The sequence below is a fragment of the Streptosporangium sp. 'caverna' genome, from assembly GCF_003203775.1.
GTDB lineage: Bacteria > Actinomycetota > Actinomycetes > Streptosporangiales > Streptosporangiaceae > Streptosporangium > Streptosporangium subroseum.
This window is the reverse complement of sequence record NZ_CP029711.1, coordinates 7,621,888-7,642,994: the sequence shown is the minus strand read 5'-3', so window position 1 is coordinate 7,642,994 and position 21,107 is coordinate 7,621,888. Positions and strand designations below refer to the sequence as shown.

General features: G+C 69.1%; 12 protein-coding genes. 8 read left to right on the top strand and 4 right to left on the bottom strand.

Annotated features, from left to right (window positions below; genetic code table 11):
* Positions 1-173 precede the first annotated feature (173 nt).
* Together DKM19_RS33315 and DKM19_RS33310 are read left to right on the top strand one after the other, a co-directional pair.
* Positions 174-614, top strand: coding sequence for an SRPBCC domain-containing protein (locus DKM19_RS33315; RefSeq protein ID WP_110701243.1), 441 nt, complete (start codon positions 174-176; stop codon positions 612-614).
* Positions 615-797: 183 nt separating this feature from the next.
* On the top strand, positions 798-1,031 hold the full coding sequence (locus DKM19_RS33310; protein WP_110701241.1) for a hypothetical protein: 234 nt from the start codon (positions 798-800) through the stop codon (positions 1,029-1,031).
* Between the two features lie 316 nt (positions 1,032-1,347).
* Here the strand turns inward: DKM19_RS33310 and DKM19_RS33305 are convergent, their stop codons facing one another.
* Positions 1,348-2,139: an MBL fold metallo-hydrolase gene (locus DKM19_RS33305; protein ID WP_110701239.1), complete on the bottom strand. Its 792-nt coding sequence runs from the start codon at positions 2,137-2,139 to the stop codon at positions 1,348-1,350.
* Between the two features lie 81 nt (positions 2,140-2,220).
* Between DKM19_RS33305 and DKM19_RS33300 the strand changes: the two genes are divergently transcribed.
* A complete protein-coding gene (locus DKM19_RS33300; RefSeq protein WP_239513712.1) occupies positions 2,221-2,829 on the top strand; it encodes a CGNR zinc finger domain-containing protein in 609 nt (202 codons plus the stop codon).
* A gap of 130 nt (positions 2,830-2,959) precedes the next feature.
* Here the strand turns inward: DKM19_RS33300 and DKM19_RS33295 are convergent, their stop codons facing one another.
* Complete coding sequence (locus DKM19_RS33295; RefSeq protein ID WP_110701235.1) at positions 2,960-9,274, bottom strand: metallophosphoesterase; 6,315 nt, start codon at positions 9,272-9,274, stop codon at positions 2,960-2,962.
* A 375-nt stretch (positions 9,275-9,649) separates the two neighbouring features.
* Between DKM19_RS33295 and DKM19_RS33290 the strand changes: the two genes are divergently transcribed.
* The 4 genes from DKM19_RS33290 (at position 9,650) to DKM19_RS33275 (ending at position 14,957) form a co-directional block, all read left to right on the top strand.
* A complete protein-coding gene (locus tag DKM19_RS33290) occupies positions 9,650-10,219 on the top strand; it encodes a GNAT family N-acetyltransferase (RefSeq protein ID WP_110701234.1) in 570 nt (189 codons plus the stop codon).
* A 696-nt stretch (positions 10,220-10,915) separates the two neighbouring features.
* Positions 10,916-13,441, top strand: a complete 2,526-nt coding sequence (locus DKM19_RS33285; RefSeq protein WP_204358354.1) for an MFS transporter — start codon at positions 10,916-10,918, stop codon at positions 13,439-13,441.
* A gap of 128 nt (positions 13,442-13,569) precedes the next feature.
* On the top strand, positions 13,570-14,409 hold the full coding sequence (locus tag DKM19_RS33280; RefSeq protein WP_110701230.1) for a YceI family protein: 840 nt from the start codon (positions 13,570-13,572) through the stop codon (positions 14,407-14,409).
* A 65-nt stretch (positions 14,410-14,474) separates the two neighbouring features.
* Positions 14,475-14,957: a MarR family winged helix-turn-helix transcriptional regulator gene (locus tag DKM19_RS33275; protein WP_110701228.1), complete on the top strand. Its 483-nt coding sequence runs from the start codon at positions 14,475-14,477 to the stop codon at positions 14,955-14,957.
* A gap of 197 nt (positions 14,958-15,154) precedes the next feature.
* Here DKM19_RS33275 and DKM19_RS33270 read toward each other — a convergent pair whose 3' ends face one another.
* A complete protein-coding gene (locus DKM19_RS33270) occupies positions 15,155-18,070 on the bottom strand; it encodes a family 20 glycosylhydrolase (protein ID WP_162641965.1) in 2,916 nt (971 codons plus the stop codon).
* A 603-nt stretch (positions 18,071-18,673) separates the two neighbouring features.
* Positions 18,674-19,639 carry an AraC family transcriptional regulator gene (locus tag DKM19_RS33265; protein WP_110701224.1) on the bottom strand — a complete coding sequence of 322 codons (966 nt, stop codon included), beginning with the start codon at positions 19,637-19,639 and terminating at the stop codon, positions 18,674-18,676.
* 99 nt (positions 19,640-19,738) lie between these two features.
* Here DKM19_RS33265 and DKM19_RS33260 point away from each other — a divergent pair, with 99 nt between their 5' ends.
* Positions 19,739-20,662 (top strand): NADP-dependent oxidoreductase, encoded by a 924-nt coding sequence (locus DKM19_RS33260; RefSeq protein WP_204359193.1) that lies wholly within the window; start codon positions 19,739-19,741, stop codon positions 20,660-20,662.
* The last annotated feature ends 445 nt before the right edge of the window (positions 20,663-21,107 follow it).

The following is a 21,107-nucleotide window of genomic DNA, read 5'->3' as shown; positions in this document are numbered from 1 at the left end:
AGCCCACATGCCACCGAAGAACGAAAGATCCTCTCACCTGAGCGTGCATTGACGTCATGGCGGACGCGAGACCGATCATTCGTACGGGTTTACCTCGCGGCGCAGACGGCGATTATTGACTTCGCCGATCGTCATCATTCAGCCGAGTAAGAAACCGATGGTGGAGTGGAACAGTGAGTTATGTCATTACTGCTGGCGTCGACATCAATGCCGGCAAGGAAGCAGTATGGGACGTCCTGGTTGACTTCGCCCGCTACGGTGAGTGGAGCAATTTCTCCCGCGCTGAAGGAACGGCCCGAGTGGGGAGCAGGCTCACGATGCGTATGCCCGGCTTTTCCTTCAGGCCCACAGTCGCCGTCGCGGAACCGGGTGAACAGCTGCAATGGGCCGGTACTCTCCTCGCTGAGCGACTATTCCACGGCAGACATTCGTTCATCCTCGTCGCCAAACCAGACGGCACCACCCACCTCACCAACCACGAAGAATTCTCTGGCGCCTTGACAACCCTGACGCAGCGCTTCATGAAGCAGAACGGCGACAACGGGTACACGGCGTTCAACGCAGGCCTCAAGCGACAGGTGGAAAGCCGAACCCAGCAGTGGAACCGCACCTGAATTCACCGTTCGAATGTCGGGATTCGGGCGCCGTAGGGTGCGGGTTCTCTCTCCGGCCGACTCGGCCGGCCCGTGCTCGATCGCGCTCCGCCAACCTGGGAAGTGCCGTCGATCAATGGGGGGACTTCCATGTTCAATCCCGTATATTCCGTCACCCATGCCTCACCCGTGATGGCCGAACCAATGCGGTCATACTTTGCCGCCAAGTCGGAAAGAGATCTGCGGACCGGCATGTGGCTGGAGGAAGAACAGCCCAAGAACGAGTCCCGGACCGCTCTGGGAGTCTCGGCACCCGACGGAGTGCCGGAGCATGTGGAGGCGGTGCTGCTGAGGCGGGCCGCGGCGGTTCTGTCCGCCGCCGGGCTCATGGCCGAACCCCGCCCCGGCATGCGCGATGTACCGGTCCCGCAGTACTGAGTGACTGCATCGCGCGGCAGCGAGATCCCGTGACCAGATCACATTCCTCGTCCAGGATCGTCCAGTGCTCGACCAGTTCGTCGATGCCTGTCGGCGCGCGCGCCATGATGACCGCTCAGCATCGACGAACCAGGTGACAAAACAAGATCATCCTGGTTTGGGGCTCGTGACAGCGTTCTTACCGGCACCCCGAGTTCCGCGGTCGACCGGCCTTCGGCGTGTCAGCGGGCAGCGGTCGCCAGGTCGCGGCAGCGGCCGGCCGCCTCCGCGTCGCCGACCGCCTCGAATTACGACGTCGGTACGCGAATACGGCATGTCAGCCTCGAAGCCCCCAGTCCACACGGTCGGCCAGTCCTGCCGCCGAGAAGGCGAGCTCCAGCTCGTCGCGGCCCTCGGTGAAGTGAGCCCAGCTGTCGTAGTGAAGAGGGACGACGCGCCGCACGTGAAGGACCTGTGCGGCTTCGGCGCTCTGGGCACTGTCGAGGACGATGCAGGCTCCGTCGTAGAGACCGGCGAAGCGCGGCGCGCCGGCGAAGAGGAGCGCGGTGTCCACGGGCCCGAAGCGCTCGGCGATCTCCTTGACCAGGCCGAGCTGGGCGTTGTCGCCGCTGACGTAGACGGTGGGCAGGTTCTCGCCGGTCAGCACGAAGCCGACGACCTCGCCCGTGCGGGCCTCGACCTGCTCGCGAGGACCGGGCCCGTGGACGGCCGGGACGCCGGTGACGGTGACCGTGCCGCCACCCGGGCGGTCCAGCTCGATCGACTCCCAGTCGGCCAGGCCCGTGGTCTTGTCGCCGAGGCGCTCTCCACCACCCGGCGTGGTCAGGGTGAGCGGGACGTCGGCCAGCAGGGCACGGCCGGAGTTGTCGAGGTTGTCGGGGTGCTCGTCGTGGGAGAGCAGGACCACGTCGACACGGCCGAGGTCGGCAGGGCGGGCGGCGGAAGGCGCGAGCTTCCTCAGCAGCGGGCCGCCCGGGCGCTGGTAGTCACCGGGTGCGTCGAACGTCGGGTCGGTGAGGAAGCGCAGGCCGCCGTATTCGAAGAGCGCGGTAGGCCCGCCGAAGACGCGGACGGGAAAGTGCTCGGTGGACGTGCTTACAGAAGACATGGAGAGGATCCTCACGGATGGTTAATTGGTTATCCATGAGTAGACGCTAGTCACTTCTCACGGATAAAAGCAAGCTGTACCATGAGGGGCATGCAGGAGACCGGTACCGGCGAGCGCGCCACCCTGCCCGCGCCGGGCGAGGAGCAGTACCCCTCCCTGGCCCTGGCCAACAGCGCCATCGCCTTGCCCAGCGGCCAGTTCGTCGACCTGCTCGGCACGCCCGCGGCGGTGAACCGGTGGCTGTTCACTCGTGGTCTCGCGCCGGCCGATACGGATATGCGGGAGATGTGCGCCGCGCAACTGCGAGCGCTGCGGGAACAGATCAGGGCGCTGATGGCCGCGCGTATCGCCGCCCTGCCCGCCCTCCCCTCCACCGTCACCGCCCTCAACGAAGCGATGACCAGGGTCCCCACCGCTCCGCTGCTGCAATGGGACAGCAAGAACGGCCCGTACCGCGTGGCCCCGCACCCGACCTCCGAGATCGTCGACCACGCCATGGCGGTTCTCGCCGCCGACGCCGCCGACCTGCTCACCAGCGCAGAGGCGGAGCGGCTCACCGCATGCGGCTCGCCTCCCTGCAACCGTTACCTGCTGCGGCACGGCCGCCGTCACTGGTGCTCGGTCCGCTGCGGCGACCGCGCCCGCGCAGCCCGCGCCTACGCCCGCCGCACCCAGCCGAAGCCGGACTGACAACGCTCGACGCCGTGACGGCAGACGAGGACAGCTTGATCGTGCCGTCGTCCACGGCCGCCTGCATGAGCGTGGGAACAGCACTGTGGCGCCCGCGGACGGGACCGCGGGCGCCACAGGTTCTCCTCGGTCAGCGCCTCTCCGGCGTGACGGTCACCCGGACCGCCGGAGCCGCGCCGATCCGGACGTCCAGGACGACCGACCGACCGGCGAGGAGCGTGGCGCGCGCCTCACCGACGAGGTCGACCTTCAGATCCCCGGTCCCGCCGGGCTGGAGCGTGACCTTCCCGGCGTCGACCACCGCGCCTCTGTGGGAGATGACGACCTGCTCCTGGCACTTCGCCCCGCCGGCGCAGACCAGCGTGATCGTCGCCTGGGCAGGGGCGTCGCCGTGCGGCTTGACCGTGGCGGTGACGGTGTCGTCGAGCACCCTCATCGCCGGGGTGCCGGCGGGCGGCTCCTTCGGCAGGAGGGAGGCGGTATAGCGCGCGGTGTCACCGGAGGTGTTGAGCGCGAGCGCCGTCTTGCCCGGCGCCGGCACGCGTACGGTCAGCGTGGCGTTGCCCTGTCCGTCGAGGCGGACCTCGCCGAGGTAGGCGATGTCGTCCTCGTCCGGAGCCGAGGTGGACGCGCGGCCGCCCAGCAGGAGGACCGACAGCTGCCGGTCCGCCGCGGCGCTCCCGGCGGACACCGCCATGGTGACGCTACCGTCGCCGTTCGCGACGGCCTCGTGGCGGATGCCACCGGTTCCGGCCGCCGAAAGGACCGCGGCGGCCGGAACCGCCTCGTCCGTGGCCGCGGGTGAGGCGGCCGGGCCGCGCAGGACCGGCCGGCCGAGGCCGGTGTCCCACTGCCAGACCGTCTCCAGGTCCCACCCGAGTGCCGTGTACGTGGCCGGATCGGCGGCCTGGGCAGCGGTGACGGTGGTGCCGTTGAAGCTCTCCGGTGCGGTGTCCCCGATGTTCTGCGTTGCCGCGACCACGAGTTCGGAGGCGAGGTTGTTCTCGACGGCCGGGGCGCCGCCGGCGAGCGTGCGGGCGACGATCCGATGGGCCCACCCGGTCGCGGTCACCGTCGGGTTGAGCGCCACGTTGCCGCGTACGGTGGTGCCGGTGTACGCGTAGCCGCTGATGCCGCCCGCGCTCTGGTTGCCGGTGGCCTTGACCGGGCCGGCCGCGTAGGCGCGCTCGGTCAGGCTGCCGCCGGTGGTCGCGGCGCACTGGGTGGCGCCTCCGGTGATGCCGACGAGGCCGCCGGCGTACCGCCCGGCGCCGGTCGAGACGTCGGCCGCCGACCAGGCGTCGCGCAGGACACCGCAGCTGTACCCGACGATGCCGCCGACGGTGTTGTCACCGACGATCGCGCCGCCGGTGGCGACGCGCTCGACGGTGCCGTCGAGGCGGTCGGCCAGCAGGCCCACGCTCGCCTTCGCCGTCCGCACGGAGGCGTCGGTGAGGGTCAGGTCGTGGACGCGACCGGTCACGGACGCGAACAGCCCGCCGTCGGCCGAGGCGTACCCGGTCAGGGTGTGGCCGGCGCCGTCGAGCTCACCGGTGAAGGCCGGAGCGATCCGGGCCACGCCGGTCAGGTCGAGGTCCGCGTCGAGGCGGAACCGCTCGGACGGGAAGGCGGCCAACTGGGCGAGGTGATCCGGCTCCCGCAGGAGGTAGAAGCCGTCGTCGGCTCGCTCCAGGGTCGGGCTCGCGGGTGGCTCCTCGCCGGCCGGGACGTCCTCGGGCACCGAGCGCAGGACGGGCCGCCTGCCGTCGGCGTCCCACTGCCAGACCGACTCCAGGTCGAAGCCGAGCTTCCCGGACCAGAAGGCCTGGTCGGCGATCTCGTCCAGGGACGCGGTGTCGCCGTTGAGCGTGGCCGGGCCGGTCGCGGTCTCCGTCTGCACATCCGCCTTGAGCGTCTCGACCGCCCAGTTGTCGCCGAGCGTGGCGACGTTGCCGGCCAGCACCCGGCCCAGGAAACGGTGCGCGAAGGACGGCGCGGTGACCGCCGGGTTGAGCGCGATCGAGTCGCGGATGGTGGTGCCGGTGTAGCCGTAGCCGGCCACACCGCCGTCGTTCCGGCTGTCCGCGCGGACGCTGCCCGTGGCGAAGACCCGCTCGGTGACAGATCCGGCCAACGCCACGCCGATCACGCCGCCCGCCTCGGTGGCGAGCGAGTGCACGTCCGCCGTGGAGTAGGCGTCGCGTACGACACCCTGCGAGTTGCCGACCAGGCCGCCCACGCGCGAGCCTCCGGTCACGGAGCCGGAGACCCGCACGCGCTCGATGGTGCCGGTGCCGGCGTTGGCCAGGATGCCGGCGTTGGCGGTGGTGGTGTTGACCTGAGCGCCGAGGATCGCGAGGTCGTGGACGTGCCCGGAGATCTGGGCGAACAGCCCTCCGCCGGTGGAGGTCAGCCCCTTGATCGTGTGGCCGGCGCCGTCGAACTCGCCGGTGAACGGCTGGGGCAGGCTGGTGAACGGCTTCCCGGTCAGATCGAGGTCGGCGGCGAGCACGTAGTCGTAGGAGGGATGCCGGCCCATCACGGTCAGATCCTCGACGCTGTCGACGATGTGGAAGCCGCGTCCGTCCGTCGGCAGGTCGGGCGCCGGGGCCGGTTCGAGCGCCTCAGGCGCCATCCGCAAGGTCGGACGCCTGGCGACGTCGTCCCACTGCCAGACGGTCGTGAAGTCCCAGCCGCGTGCCTCGTAGAAGGCCTGCTGCTGGATCTCCGCCGGGGCGACCACGTTGCCCTTCTGGTTGTCGGCCGCGGGCGGATCGGTCAGCGTCTGCCCGCTGACGGGTACCCACCGGGCGACGTGGTTGTCCTCCAGCGTGGCGACCTGCCCGCTGTAGACGCGACCCATGATGGCGTGCGCGTAGCTCGACGCGGAGATGTTGGAGTTCAGCGCGACCGTGTGGCGCACCTGCGTGTCGGTGTAGCCGTAGGCGGCCACACCGCCCGCGGACGCGGTGGCCGCGATGACCGCACCGGTGGCCAGGACGTTCTCGGTGATCGACCCGCCGACGGAGACGCCGACGACGCCTCCGACATACTGCGTCGTGGCGCGCACGTCCACCGTGGAGACGCTGTCGCGGACGGTGCCGAACTGGTGCCCGGTGATGCCGCCGACGTAGCTGTCGGCCGTCAGCGAGCCGTCGGCGCGGACCCGCTGGATCGTGCCGTGGTTCTGGTCGGCGACCAGGCCGGCGGTCGTCCGATCGGTCGTGACCTCCCCCTGGACCACCAGGTTCTGGATGGTGCCCTGGTTGTCGGCGAACAGGCCGGGGCCCTGGTCGGCCGGCGCGCTCAGCCCGGAGACGGCATGCCCGTCGCCGTCGAACACACCCGTGAAGGCGGCCAGGCGGCCGATCTGGGCGCGGTTGACGCCGGTCAGGTTCAGGTCCGCGGTCAGCCGGTAGTGGGCGGCCGGCTCGTTGTCGATCTTGGCCAGGTCGTCGGCGGAGTCGATCAGGTACGGAGACTCCGCGCTGCCCTCACCGGCCAGGCCCTCGCCCAGGGTCATCACCGGCTGCTGGGGCTTTCCGGACGCGAGCGAGTCCCACACGAACAGCTTCACGGTCGAGTTCGGCGCCACCGGCAGCGGCGTGCGGAAGCGCGCGTACTGCTCACGGCCGGCGTGGTCGAGCTTCACGCCGAGGGTGCGCACGTTGATCATCTGCTGCTGTGCGTTGTCGTACGTCGCGGCCATGACGGTGGCGTTCTTGAGGCTGCCCGGGTAGGACAGCAGACCCACGCCCTCCAGCTCGCGGTTCTTGATCTCGGCCGCGGAGACCTTCCAGGTGCCCTGCGGCTTGGTGACGGTCACGTCGTCGACCACGCGTCCGTCGATCGTGTACGTCGCCAGGCGCAGGCCGGCGTCGGTCGCCGTCAGGACACCGCCCATCTGGACGTCCTCGTCGAAGACCTTGTCGTCCCACCAGTACTGCTTGTTGTCGTAGAACTTGGGCCCGGACGAGCCCATCGTCACGAACGTGGTGCCCTCGGCCTTCTCCTCGGGGGTCGTGGCCAGGCGCCCGTCGTAGATCGTGGAGCGCTTGTAGACGTGGTCGTGCCCGCCGACGTACAGGTCGACGCCGAGCCGGTCGAGCATGCGCGTGACCTTCTCCCGGTCCACGTCCATGCCGCTGTCTTCGGCGTGCTCGCCGCCGTAGTACGAGAAGTGCCCGACGACGACGTGCCACTTGGCGTCCGAGGCGCGCACGTCGTCGACCAGCCAGGCCAGCTGCTCGTCCAGGCGCACGTTGGAGTTCAGCACCGAGAAGTGGATGTCGCCGCGGTCGTAGGAGTAGTTGCTCTCGCCGATCGCGCCGTTCTGCGGCAGCGCGAACATGTTGGTGAAGATCGCGGTCGGCCGGTTGCCGACCGAGTCGTAGTCGAGATCCTCGTAGGTCTCGTGGTTTCCGGCCGTACCCGCGTACTGCAGGTCGAGGCCGGACAGCAGGGCGTCGTGGGCCTCGGCCCACAGCCTGCCCTGACCACCGCGCTCGACGAGGTCGCCGGTCTGGATGACGGTGCCGCCACCCGGCGTCTGGGCCTTCAGCCGGCTGAGCACCCGGCCCGGCAGGGCGAGGGAGTCGGCGTTGCCGTCCGGCACCTGCACGTCACCCAGGAGATAGACCGGCTGCCCGGCGGCGCCGCCGGCGAGGAACTCGCCGCGCACCCCGGTCCAGGCCGCCGTGTCCTTGGGGGCGGGGGCGCCGTGGCCGTCGGCCACGCCCAACCGGTACTGGTACGTCGTGCCGACCTTCAGCCCGTTCAGGCGGAACTCGTGGGAGCGCAGCGTCTGGCCCGTGATGGAGTGCTGGTAGACGGGCTCGTCGTTGCCGACCGCGTTCACCTCGAAGGGGCGGTCGGCGGTCGAGGTCAGGACCTTGGCCTTGGACCAGTCCTTCGACCCCTTGGGCAGGACCTGGGCGTAGACCTTCTCGATGTCGCGGTCGGTGGTGACCGCGACGCCGGCGGATCCGGGCTTCTCGCCCACGGACACGTTGCCGCCGAGGCGGAAGACGTCCGCCGGGACCGGTGCCTTCTGGGACACCTGGATGCGACGCAGCTCGGCGTCGGTGTTGCCGAGGTTGTCGGTCGCCTTCACGACCACGAAGGTGTCGTCGTACGAGCGGATCCGGAAGCCGCCGTCGGTGACCGGGACCTGTCCCGCCGAGTCGAACACCTCCAGCGTGGTCGTGGGCACCGTACCGGAGTCGTCGGTGGCCTTCACCTGGGGCAGGCGGATGTTCTGTCCGTACGCCGCCGTGGTCGGCACGGTGCCGGGGACCGTGATCTGCGGGGCGTAGTTCGCGCCGCGGGTGGTCTCGCCGATCCAGATCGGGGCGGAGACCAGGAAGTTGCCGTCGGCCTGCTCGGCGCGGACGTAGTAGAAGTCGCCGTCCTTGACGTTCAGCCTGGTCGTCAGCGACAGGTCGTTGCCGTTGATCTTGCCGAAGTCGTGGGCGACGGCGCCGTCGTTGGTGACGAGGCGCGCGGAGGTGAAGGAGTCTCCCGCGTCCGGGTCGGTGAGGCGGAGGTCGACGTCCAGGGCGGTGGTACGGCCCGGCAGGATCGAGCCCATCAGCTTGTCGTTGCCGCCGAACGCGAGGACCGCGTTGGCGTCGCCCGTCGAGTAGAGGCTGCGGTCCTTCATCGCCGCGTACAGGGCTCGGGTGGAGCGCTGGGCGGCCCAGACACCGGTGATCGACGGGTTGCCGGACACCCAGCTCGCCTCGTGCTCGTCGCCGTTCCACACCGGGGCCAGGTGCCAGCCGGCGTCCAGCGCCTTCTGGAACTCGCCCACCGCGTCGGGGGACTTGACCTCGATGAGCTCCATCCGGTCGTCGGCGACCCGGTCCAGGCCCTTGAAACCGAAGAAGTCGCCCTTGCTCGTGGTGGAGGGGTGGTTGAACTGGGCGATCGCGTCCGGGTCCTGCTTCAGGCGGGCCAGGAAGGTGAAGTAGTCGTACTTCATGTCGCCGGTGCCGAAGGCGTTGCCGAACCCGTCGACGCTGCCCTTCTCGGTCGCCCGTGCCGTGACGTGCCAGTCGGTGTTGAACACGTTGATGTGGCCGGTGCCGTCGTACCAGGTGTTCTCGACCGCCGGCACCGCGACCAGGTCGTCCTGGGTCGCGTTGAACTTCGCGGCGCTCTCGTGCAGGGAACGCCATTCGGCGGAGTCGGCGTCACGCCAGTCCTCGACGAAGTCCTCGCCGTTGCGGATGTCCCACATGACGTCGTGCTCGGTGACAGCGAAGAAGTCGGCATCGGTCTCGTCGCGGACGTGCTCGTAGGCGTCCGGCGGCAGCTGGACGCCGTCGCTCACCGAGGTGTGGGCGTGGAACTCGCCGGTGTAGAGCGACTTGCCGAGGAAGACCGGCCGGTCCCGGTCCGCAGCCATGGCCGGGGGCGGGGTGACGGCCAGGGTGCCGGCCACGAGTGCGATCGCTGCGATCGCACCGGGCCAGGAAGCTATCGGTAATGCGCTGCTGCGCCTCATTCTGCTGCCGTTCTTGAGTAAACAGGATGAAGCTAGATAAATCACAACAGAAGGAACAGATCACTTCGCGTGCGCATCGCCACGGTGAACCAGCAGGGAACCGCGCTTACCCCGGCTGCGAGTGCCGGAACGAGGTCCGACGGGCTGACCTGTAAGTCCTCCCCGTCGTCGTCCCACGCCGGCGGCGACGAGGGTGGCCGCCCGAAAACCGATTGCCTGGACGCGGGCCGGTCAGCAGAATGCTCATCGTGATCTCTCAATGTCGTGACCGCCGCTGTCCGGACATCACCGCACACATTGAGGATCACTGCCTTGAGCCATGCCATACGTGAGTACAGCCCCGCGGACGAGACCTCCTGGCTGCGCTGTCGAGCGCTCTCCTTCCTGAGCACCGCCTACTTCGACGCCGTCTTCAACAGCAAGCCCCGGATCCCGGCTCCAGGCTTCGAGCTGGTCGTGGCCGATGAGCATGGGGTCGTCACAGGGATCATGGACGTCACCGTCGACGGTGAGCTGGCGACCATCGACACCGTCGCGGTTCATCCCGATCACCAGCATCAGGGCATCGGCCGCGCTCTGCTCTCCGAAGCCCGCGCCCGCGTCAGCGCGCTTGGCGTGCCGACGCTGGATGCCTGGACCAGGGACGACCCGGACACCTTGCGCTGGTATCGGGCCACCGGTTTCGCCGAGAGCGAGCATTACCTGCACGTTTACGCGAACTCCTACACCGACGCCGGTGAGCCGGACCGAGCCATCGGCGAACAGCGGCCAGGGCTACGGCCGGTGATGGCCTTCCTGCACGCGAATCTGCGGGACGAGCAGTCAATGCGCGAGCAGTTCGCCCGCGTGCACATCTGCCGTCGCTTCGCATTGGAGCTCTGAGTCACAACGTCCGCGCGGTACTGAACGAGTGCCTCGCCGACGACGGCGTACTTCTCCCGGATTGACCCCGTGGTCCTCGTCCGGCGTGGGGCGGCCAGTGATGTCCGCCACATCGTCGCCTCGCCGGAGCGGGCCGTAATCGACCTCGGCCGCCGAGCGGCCGAGGGAGATCGCCTCCCGGCCACGCCCCTCTCGAACCTGACCTGCCGGCGGCACCACAACGATCTGACCAGGGGTGGAGCAGGATACAGCCGGTCTCGGACGAGCGCCGCCGTCGGACGGAGAGCCTGTTCTCCGGCGCTACATCGCCGGGGTAAAACGAGGCGCCGGTTACAAGATCGGACAAAAAGACACATACCCACCATAAAGTTGCCTTAGGCAAGCATATATATTGCCTCGGGCAGCCAGATGGGGTGCCGACACCACGATCTCTGGGAGGAGTTACCCGTCCGGCCGAAGAACGTCTTCGTGGTGCTCAAAACCGGCGTCGGCTGCTGCTCAGCCCCCCCAGCTCAGGTTCGACACTCCTGATGCGGTTGATCAGCCGGTAACCGGCAGGCATGCGGTCGCCCTGGAAACACCAGGCCAGGCCCCGCGCCGCTCCAACTCCCCCCGCCAGGCTCCGGACGAGCTTCGACGCTCGTCCATGCCCGTCTGGCGTCTCCCACGCACGGCCCGAACAGTGAAAGGAATTCGATGACAACCGCAGTATCGGCCGAGGCCCAGGAGGCTCCACCTGGCTCGGCCGTCCCGATGACGCATCGGCAGGTCCTGGAAGCGCTGTCGGGGCTACTGCTCGGTCTCTTCGTGGCCATCCTGTCCGCGACCGTCGTGTCGAACGCGCTGCCTACGATCATCGCCGACCTGCACGCGACCGAGGCCACCTACTCCTGGGTCATCACCGCCGAACTGCTCGCCACCACGGTCACCACCCCCATCTGGGGCAAGCTCGCCGACCTGGTGAGCAAGAAGGTCCTCGTCCAGCTCGGCCTGATCATCTACGTGATCGGCTCGGCGCTCGGCGGTCTGGCCCCCAACGCGGGGTTGCTCATCGGCGCCCGGGTCATCCAGGGCATCGGCGTGGGCGGTCTCACCGCCCTGGTCCAGGTCATCATGGCCGCGATGATCTCGCCGCGGGAACGCGGCCGGTACTCCGGCTATCTCGGCGCGACCTTCGCCCTCGCCACCGTCGCCGGCCCGCTGATCGGCGGCGTCATCGTGGACACCGACTGGCTCGGCTGGCGTTGGTGCTTCTACGTCGGCGTGCCCTTCGCCATCATCGCGCTGATCGTGCTGCAGAGGACCCTCCGCCTCCCCGTGATCAAGCGAGAGGTCTCGATCGACTGGATCGGCGCCGCGGTGTTCTCCGCGGCGACCTCGCTCCTCCTGATCTGGGTCTCCTTCGCCGGCAGCAAGTACGACTGGCTGTCGTGGCAGACCGGGGCGATGGTCGGCGGCTCGGTGGTCCTCGCCCTGATCTTCGTCTTGGTGGAGCTCCGGGTGAAGGAGCCGCTCGTGCCGATGCGCCTGTTCGCCCACCGGGCGATCAGCCTGTCGGTGGTGGCCAGCATGCTCGTCGGTATCGCCATGTACGGCGTCACGACGTTCCTCAGCCAGTACTTCCAGCTCGCCCGGGGCGAGTCGCCCACGATGGCCGGCATCCTGACCCTGCCGCTGATCGCCGGGCTGGCGCTGACGTCGACCCTCGCGGGACAGATCATCACTCGCACCGGCCGCTGGAAGATCTTCCTTATTCTCGGCGGCATCTTCCTGACGGCCGGGATCGCCCTCGCCGGCATGCTGCGGTTCGACACCGATTACTGGCAGATCGCGATCTACATGTTCCTCATCGGCGCGGGCGTCGGCATGATGATGCAGAACCTCGTCCTGGCCGTGCAGAACCAGGTCCGGATGCAGGACCTCGGCGCGGCCAGCTCCGTCGTCGTGTTCTTCCGCACGCTCGGCGGCACGGCCGGCGTCGCCGCGCTCGGCGCCGTCCTGGCCAACCGCGTCGCCGTCTACACCAGCGACGGCCTGACCAAGCTGGGCCTGCCCAGCGCCGGTGGCGGCGACGGCACCATCCCGGTGCTGTCCGAGCTGCCCCCTCCGGTGCGGGGGGTCGTGCAGAGCGCGTTCGGTCACGGCGTCGGAGACATCTTCCTGTACGCCGCGCCGCTGGCACTGCTCTCCCTGATCGTGGTGCTGTTCATCAAGGAGGTCGCGCTGCGCACCTCATCCACCGAAGTGCTCGCCACCGACGCGGGCGCCCCCTCGGACAACGGCACGATGGCCGGCCGCCACGCCCAGGGCCACCCGAGGGAACTGGTGTCCGTGGGCGCCGGTCACCAGAGCGGCAACGGTCCGGCCGATGCCCAGATGGCCATCAACGGCCCCGCCACCGCACCGCTCCGCGTCCCGAACGTGGCGTACGCGTCGGCGGGCACCACCGATCCGCAGAGCCTCGGCGGCGGCGGAATCCGCGGCTTCATCCGGGGCTCCGACGGCACGCCGGTGAGCCACGCCACCCTCACCCTGATCGACATGCGCGGCCAGCAGCTCGGACATACGGTCGCGCAGGCCGACGGCTCGTACAACGTGCGAACTCCCGCGGGCGGCACGTACGTGTTGATCGCTTCGGCCGCCGAGCACGACCCGCAGGTCGCGACCCTGGCCGTCGGCGACCAGCCGCTGGAGTTCGACCTGATCCTGGCCGGCTCCGGCAGGCTCACCGGCACCGTGCGCGACACGGAGGGCAGGACCGTCGCCCAGGCGATGGTCATCGTCACCGATGTGCGCGGCGAGGTGGTCACCACTGGCGCCACCCTCGACGACGGCACCTTCGGCTTCAACGGCGTCGTCGCCGGCACGTACACCATCGCGGTCAGCGCCGGGACCTACCGTCCGACGGCGGTGCCGGTCGAGGTCGGCACCGGACACACCAGCCAGGACATCGTCCTCCAGGCCGGTGCCCGGCTGCGCGGCACCATCCGCGTCCACGACAGCGCCCGCCCGCTCGCCGACGCCCGGGTCACGCTCCTCGATACCGCGGGCAACGTCGTCGGCACGGCGACCACCGGCGAGGACGGCGAGTACGCCTTCGCCGATCTCACCAGCGGCCAGTACACCGTCATCGCCACCGGCTACCCACCCGTGGCCGGCGCCGTCAACCTGGCCGGGCAGGGCGACGACGGTCACGACCTCTGGCTCGGCCACGCCGAATGACCCCGGGTACGCCGGACAGCCTCCCCTCCGTGAGCGTTCACGCCCGCGGAAAGGGAGCGGCCCGGAGCGGCCCACAACGGCCCCATCCCGGCGCAGCCGTCCCAGTTGAAGTGAAAGCAGGAACACCCATGGAAAGCACGCGTTCAGGGCCGCGCGGCCTGCACGCCGTGGTGCGTACGAAAGACGGCTGGGCGGTACAGCACGCGGTCGTCACCGTGACCGACGGGTACGGCAACCAGGTCGTGCGGACCGAGGCGGACGCCGAGGGCGCGGTGATGACCGCCCCGCTGGCGCCCGGCGTCTACACCGTCGTCGTCACCGCGGTCGGCTACTCACCCATCGCGTCGACGGCGATCGCGACCGCTTCCGGCACCGCCGAGCTGGGCGTCCTCGTGCTCGCGCGGCAGGGCGGTGTTGAACTGCCGCCGCCCGGCGTGTGGACCATCGATCCCGCTCATTCGAAGGTGGCCGCGACCGCGCAGCACCTCGGGCTGTCCAGCGTGCAGGGAAGGTTCACCGAGTTCGCCGGCCGGATCGACGTCGGCGCGACCGCCGAGACGTCCAGCGTCATGGCCGAGATCAACGCGGCGTCGATCACCACGGGCAACGGCACGCGCGACGACCATCTGCGCTCGGCCGACTTCCTCGGTGTCGAGTCGTATCCGACGATCTCCTACCGGAGCATCGGGCTGTCCGCGGCGGGTCCGGACCGGTGGACGCTGCGCGGAGACCTCAACATGGCCGGCATCACCCGATCGGTCGATCTCGACCTGACCTATCTCGGCACCAGCCCCGACCCGTGGGGCGGCCTGCGGGCCGCGTTCCGCGCCGTCACCGAGCTGCATCGCGAGCACTTCGCGATGAACTACAACCAGGTGGTGCAGGCGGGCATCTCCCTGATCGGAGCCACCTTGAAGGTCGAACTCGACATCCAGGCGGTCCAGGGGGAACCCCCGCCGTCGTCCTGACCGTCCACGCGGCCAACCCCAAGAATCGACGCCGAACCGGCCGGGAGCCGGGAGGGAGGATCACGATGGCCGAGACAGCGGCGACCGCGTCCAGCGAGGATTTCAAAGCCTACTGCGCGGTCGAGCACCAGCTCGGCGTGCTCCTCCGGCGTTCCCGCGCGCTGTCCGCCGAGATAGGCCGCGTGGTGCACCCCGAGCTGGAGGCCGGTGCCTACAGTCTGCTGGTGCGCATCTGCGAGGTCGCTCCGGCACGCTCCACCGACCTGGCCGCCTACTTCGGCGTCGGCAAGGCGACCATCAGCCGCCAGTTGAAGGTGCTGCAAGAGCTGGGGCTGATCGAGCGCGAGCCCGACCCGATGGACGGCCGCGCCCACCTGCTGGACCTCACCGACGAGGGGCGGCAGCGGCTCGACCGCGCCAGGTCCGGCCGCAGGCAGCGCTTCTACGCACTCCTGGCCACCTGGCCGACGGAGGACGTCCGGCTGGTCGGCAGCATGCTCGCCCGCTTCAACGCCCTCACCGGCGCGCTCGGCGACCCGTACGCCTGAACAGCCCGGGGCCGGTGCCTACCGGGATGTCGCTCGCCGTCGACGGCGGCATCTCGGGCCTGCGGCTACCCCGTCCCTGGACGGCTGCCCATGCCTGACCGGTCACGGCGGCCCTCCCGTCTTTGTGAGACGGGAGGGCCGCCGTGACCGGCGTTTCACCTACCGGGCTTGACGCCTCGGCCGGTCATTTCATCCGGTTACAGCCCGGCGCACTGCCCCGACTTCGGGCCGGACGCGGTATTGGGCCGACCGTCGTCGCTCGGCGCAGGGGAGTTCCCCGCGCACGACAGCGGCCCGCCGATGTGGTTACCGGCGACAATCGTCGTCGCCCTGTTGTTCTGCAGGACGAGCGGACCACTGACCGTCGAGCCGTCGATCGTCACCTGACCCGTCACGCCGGTGACCGTCACCGGGCCCTTGACCGTCGCCGGTGCGCAGTCCCCCTTGTGGTTGCCGAGCCAGACCCGCGTCCCACCGTTCAGGGTGGCCGGCCCGGACACCGTGGTCCCGCACAGCAGAACGTCGACGGCCCCGGACGCCGTCAGCGGGCCGCGCACTTCGGACCCGGACGCGTAAAGCCCGGCACCCGCACGCACGGTCACGGGTCCGGTGATCGTCGCGCCTTCGAGGCATGTGACACCCGAGGAGACGGTCAATGGGCCGGAGAAGGCCCCGATGATCGTCTTCGTGCAGGACGGGACGCCGGTCGCCGTGAACGGCACGACCCAGGTCCGGTCCTGATAACCGTAGGTGACGGTTCCGTGGTACACCTGGTCCGCCGGATAGGTGTGGCTCCCGCTGACCGACATCAGGCTCCTACCCTGCCGTTGGCTCGCCACGTAGTCGCGCCCCGCGATGCCGGCCGGCTCCGTCGGGGATCCGTCGCCCCAATCGATCACGGCTGTGACATTGCCGGGCGGAATCGAGCCGGCGGCCATACGTGCCAGGGGCACATCGCTCAGGGCCCTGTCCGCGCCGAAACGGGCGACCGTCCCCATCGTCGCCGTGCTCCAGGTGACCTGGGATATGGTGCCGAAGTTCACGTTCGCGAACGCCCACCGGGGTCCGGCCACGCTGAGCCGCTGCCGATACGCGTCGTAGTCCTGGGTGAGCACCTTGGGGGACCAGGCCTTTTCGAGGATTCCGGCCAGCCGCGGGAAGACCATGTACTCGTTCGTGGACAGCCCACGCATCTGCTCGCCCCAGATGGGCGCCTCGATACCGAGGATGTCCTCCGCCTTCGGCCCGCCGTAGGCGGGTTGGGCCCAGACCGACCGGTACTTCTCGTACACCCATTCCGGGTCCCACGAGTAGGACTGGAGAAGTTCCGTCCGCGGCGTCCTGCCGGGGGACCCGTCATACCCGAAGTCGAGGTAGGCGTTGTATTCCGGGGTCACGATGACGTCCCGGCCCTGGTTGAACCACTCGGGCTTGATGAGAGCGGGCCCACCGCCGGTGTAGTCGGACCAGTAGTGGTTGATGGAGGTGGAGCCCGGTGCGTATCCCTCCAGCGCCGGATTCCAGCCCATCATCCGCTTGCCGTTGTCGTTGACGATGATCTCCATCTGCCGGATCCACCACTTGTAGTCCTCGTGGGGCATCCCGATGGCCTCGTCCCCGCCGATGTGGAGGATGGGTGAGGGAGAGATCGCGGCAAGCTGCGCGATCGCGTCTCTCCAGAACGCGAGAGCCCGCGCACTGGCCGGGTCATTCGGATTGGTGCAGAACCGGTCGGTCTGGGTCTGGCCCTGGCACCCCATGACCGCGCGGCCGCCCAGGGCCGTGACCGCCGCGGTGGCATGGGCCGGGCCCTCCAGCTCGGGGACGATCTCGATGAATCGATCGGCCGCGTACTTGACCAGGCCCTTGAAGTCCTCTTGCGTGTAGAAACCCGCCAGGCAGCCCGCTCCGTTGCACCCGGTGCCGTCCAGTGCCGGGTAGCCCTTGATCTCAAGGCGCCAGGACTGGCTGTCGCTCAGGTGCAGGTGCAGTTGGTCGCCCTTCAACGCCGCCAGTTGGTCGATCATGGACCTTATCTCGGCCACCGTCAGGAAGTTACGGGCAGGGTCGAGTTGGAGACCTCGATGCCCGTAACGGGGGTAGTCCACGACCGTTATGGGCTGTGCCGTCCATGGCCCCACGCCGATGGAAGGCGAGTGGATCGCCGCCGGCAACAACTGCCGAAGGCTCTGAACGCCGTTGAACAGGCCGTGCGCGTTCGGGGCCACGACGTTCACCCCCGCACGTGACACCGTGAGGGAGTAGCCTTCGGCCGCGGCGACCTCGTTGCCCTGTGGAAGGCCGGGCACCGGCGCGAGGGTGAGGGCGATATCGGCGGCGGTGGCGGAACCTGTCACCACGGGGAGTTCGTACCCGGTGGCCGGCCGCAGGTAGCCCGCAAGGACCCCGGCCGTGGCAGCGAGGCCACTGCCGGAGACCACGATCCGGGATTTGGCCGTGAGCTCCCACGGCTGACCGGTGCCGGGCGTCTGCTGCACCGGCACGGGAATGATCTGACCCACGACCGGCGCCGGCTTGGGGCCGGACCATACCTCGAACTCGTTGATCGTGTATCCGGTCGTGGAATTCGTGGCCAGGGCCTGCATCCGGATGCAGGAGATCGGATCCTTGCGATCGATCACCTGGGAATCCTTGTCGCTCGGATTCACCACGTGGGCGACCGTCGACCACGTCTGACAGTCGGCGTCCGTGGCGACCTGCAGGTCGTACTCCGTCGGCTTGGCCGGTGACGTCCAGAGGCTGAACACCTCGTGGACCGGGGCGGGCTTGGCCAGCTTGACCTGGAACCAGTCCTGAGCCGGGTCATAACCGCCCCCGACCGACGCGTAGTTCGAGGTCCAACCGTTGTGGACGAAGACGTCGACGGCGTTGGCGGGCGCGTACGTCGCATCGGGCTTGGTCATACGTTGGGACTTGGCGGAGGCGACCACCCCCGGCAGGAGGGCGAGATTGACGCTCTCGGGCGTGGCGCTCGTCGAACTCGGAAGGGGGGCGATCTGGGGTGATGCCGACGAGGTCGGCACCGTGCCGGCCTGTGCGGCGTTCACCATGACACCGGTGAGGGATGTGGCGAGAAGCGCACCGACTGTCAAAGCAGAGGTCGCGCGGGCCCGAGGCCGTCGACTTACGCCACGGCCCCTTCTCTGCTCGCGCTTCGCCGATAGGAACGAGATCTTCACGTCACTCCTTAAATCGGGGTACCGCATACCTCCAGCACGGGCCGCGTTCGGGCATTGATTGGACATGCCCGGCGAACCCGCTCGACGCTGCAGCGTCCGTGCAGCTTCCTGATGTGGTGGGGGAGTTCACGCGACCAGGAGACCGACCGTCCCGGCGATCTTCTTGCTCATCTCGATTACCGCCTTGCTATTGGGGGGTGGCTGGTCTATACCGGTTGGCGGCCTTGGGCGGCGGATAGATCCCTTATGTGGGGGTCTCAGGCTGTTAGGGTAAACAGAAGTTAAAGTTTTGGTCTATACCGCCATGTATCGGATTCGCAACAACGGGGGTTGTTGCCGCAGCCGGTCTATACCGGGGCGGGCGGCGTCCACGGCATCCGGGACCCGATGGGCGGTCCGTCGACCGGGAGCTCGGACACGGCAGACCCGACGGACACCGTCGTCGGTGCCGTCCCGCTTGAGGACCTGTTCCCGGGTGTCACCGCTGCCGGAGATCGTGATCCGGTGCGGGAAGCGTCAAAGTCGGTGACCCGTGAGGGCGGTCCGCTCCACCTGGCGGCGGTACCTACCGGGTGCGGCGCCGTACCGGCGCTTGAACGCGTTGGCGAAGGCGAACTCGGAGGCGTAGCCGACCTCGCCGGCGATGGCGCTCAAGGGCGCGTCGGTCTGCCGGAGGAGCCGTGCGGCGGTGGTCATGCGCCACCACGTGAGGTAGGTCAGCGGCGGCTGGCCGAGGAGGGTGGTGAAGCGGCGGGCGAACGGGGCGCGTGACAGCCGGGCCTCGGCGGCGAGGGCGGCGACGGTCCACGGCCGTGCGGGATGGTGGTGCATGGCCTGCAGCGCCGCGGCGATGGCGGGGTCGTTGAGCGCCACGGCCCAGCCGGTGGCGCGGAGCGCGGGCTGCCGGTCGAACCAGCCGCGCAGGATGTACAGCAGGAGCGTGTCGAGTAGCACCGGGATGAGTGCGTCGGTGCCGAGACCCGGGTGTGCCAGCTCGGCGGTGAGCAGGTCGACGGCGGCTCGAAGCTGGGGGTGGCGTCCGAGGTGCGCGGGTATGTGAACCAGTTCCGGCAGATCGTGCAGCAGCGGGTGGATGAGGGCGGGGTCGAGTTCGTAGGCGCCGCAGAGGACCACGGCGGCCGGGCCGCCGACGCCGGAAGGGACGCCGACGGTGTCGACGGCGTACCGCGGCAGGAGGTCGGGTTCGTCCGGGCGGCATGCGGGCGTGGTGGGCTGGGTGGACGGACTGTCGGCCAGGGTGTGACCCTGACCGTGAGGCCGGAACACGACATCTCCGGGGGCCAGGGGCATCGGGTCGGTGTCCGGCCCGATGAGCCAGCACGGTCCTCGCAGGATCACGTGGAAGCCCACGGCCCCGGGCACGGGCGCGAACCGCTGCGCCCAGGGGGCATGCCAGGTGACCTGTGCCGAACGAGGCTGGCCGGTCCGCATGACCGCGAGTATGTCGCTCAGCACGTCCATCCCGTGAATCTACCGTGACAGAGACGCTCGCGTATAAGACGAGGACTTTAAAGCATTCAGTGTCTTCCGCTCCGTCCGTAGGTTGGACGTGTGAAAGCCATGAGAATCCACCGGTACGGTGACGTGTCAGTTATCCGTCATGACGATGTTCCCCTCCCTGCGCCGAGCGACGGCCAGGTCCTCGTCCGCGTCGCCGCGACGTCGTTCAACCCGTCCGAGATCGGGTTGCGCCGCGGTCTGCTGCGCTCGGTTTTCCCGCTCGACCTGCCCCACACGCTCGGCGATGATGTCGCCGGGGTCGTCGCGGAGATCGGCGAGGGTGTGTCCGCCTTCGCCGTCGGAGACCGGGTCGTCGGCCGGCTCGACGGCGGCGCGGCGGCCGAGTACGTGACCGCCGAGGCCAAGGTCCTGGTGGCGGCGCCCACCACCATCCCGCTGGCACATGCCGCCGCCCTGCCGATCGCCGGAGTCACCGCGTGGCAGGCGGTGTTCGAGCACGCGGACATCAGGCCGGGGCAACGGGTACTGGTCAACGGCGCGGGCGGCGTCGGCAGATTCGCCATTCAGCTCGCCAAGTACGCGGGGGCGCATGTCATCGCCACCGCCGGTCCGCGCAGCGCCGAGGCGGTCCGGCGGCTGGGAGCCGACCGGATCGTCGACTACACCACCGCGCCTGTCGCCGACGCCCTGGACGAGCCGGTCGACGCGCTGCTCAACTTCGCCGCGATCGATTCCTCCCAGGTCGCGGAGCTTGCGCCACTGGTCCGGCCCGGCGGCGTGCTGGTCTCCGCCACGCTTGAGGTCGGGCAACTCGCGGGACCGCGGCTCAGGGCGGTGCGCTTCGTGGTCCGCAACGACATCGAGCACCTCGCCGCGCTGGTGAAGCTGGTCGATGCCGGCGCGGTGAGCGTCGGCGTCGAGGCGTCTCGCCCGCTCGCCGAGCTTGCCTCGGTGCACCGCGACGCCGAAGCCGGACGGATCTCCGGAAAAACGATCATCGTCCCGGAAGGGAGCCCCGCGTGACGAGCACCCCCTCCCTTGCCGCAGCCCGCGGCTGAGCATCCGCCAGGCAAGATCAGGGCATATTCAGGACGCACTCGCCCGAGGGATCATGTAGGCACATACCGGCCCCGCTCGGTTCACGAGGCCAACCCGTCTGGTCGAAACGGAACCGTCGGCCACTCTGCCGCGTCAGGGTGGGCTGGAACGGCTGGCGACGGCAGAGATCGAGGCATGGTTTCGAATCGAATGAGTGTTCGATGAAATGGATATGCTTCGATGTCGGCGAGCTTTATCTGTGAAGTTGATCGCTTCTGGTCATCTTCCATTTGTGGCAGATTCCGGTAATCGCTGCTCTCCCTTGAGTCCCGAAATGAAGCCGGGCGATGAAATAGGGAGCCATGAAAGAAGAACCCTTCCCAGCCGGTTCTGTTTCCCATGATGACCCTGCGGTGGAACGGGCCGTGGA

Excerpts from the sequence above, each read along its gene's own strand:
- DKM19_RS33310 (WP_110701241.1), top strand. The coding sequence starts at position 798 with ATGCGGTCATACTTTGCCGCCAAGTCGGAAAGAGATCTGCGGACCGGC.
- DKM19_RS33305 (WP_110701239.1), bottom strand. The coding sequence starts at position 2,139 with ATGTCTTCTGTAAGCACGTCCACCGAGCACTTTCCCGTCCGCGTCTTC.
- DKM19_RS33300 (WP_239513712.1), top strand. The coding sequence starts at position 2,221 with ATGAGGGGCATGCAGGAGACCGGTACCGGCGAGCGCGCCACCCTGCCC.
- DKM19_RS33285 (WP_204358354.1), top strand. The coding sequence starts at position 10,916 with ATGACAACCGCAGTATCGGCCGAGGCCCAGGAGGCTCCACCTGGCTCG.
- DKM19_RS33280 (WP_110701230.1), top strand. The coding sequence starts at position 13,570 with ATGGAAAGCACGCGTTCAGGGCCGCGCGGCCTGCACGCCGTGGTGCGT.
- DKM19_RS33275 (WP_110701228.1), top strand. The coding sequence starts at position 14,475 with ATGGCCGAGACAGCGGCGACCGCGTCCAGCGAGGATTTCAAAGCCTAC.
- DKM19_RS33265 (WP_110701224.1), bottom strand. The coding sequence starts at position 19,639 with ATGGACGTGCTGAGCGACATACTCGCGGTCATGCGGACCGGCCAGCCT.
- DKM19_RS33260 (WP_204359193.1), top strand. The coding sequence starts at position 19,739 with ATGAGAATCCACCGGTACGGTGACGTGTCAGTTATCCGTCATGACGAT.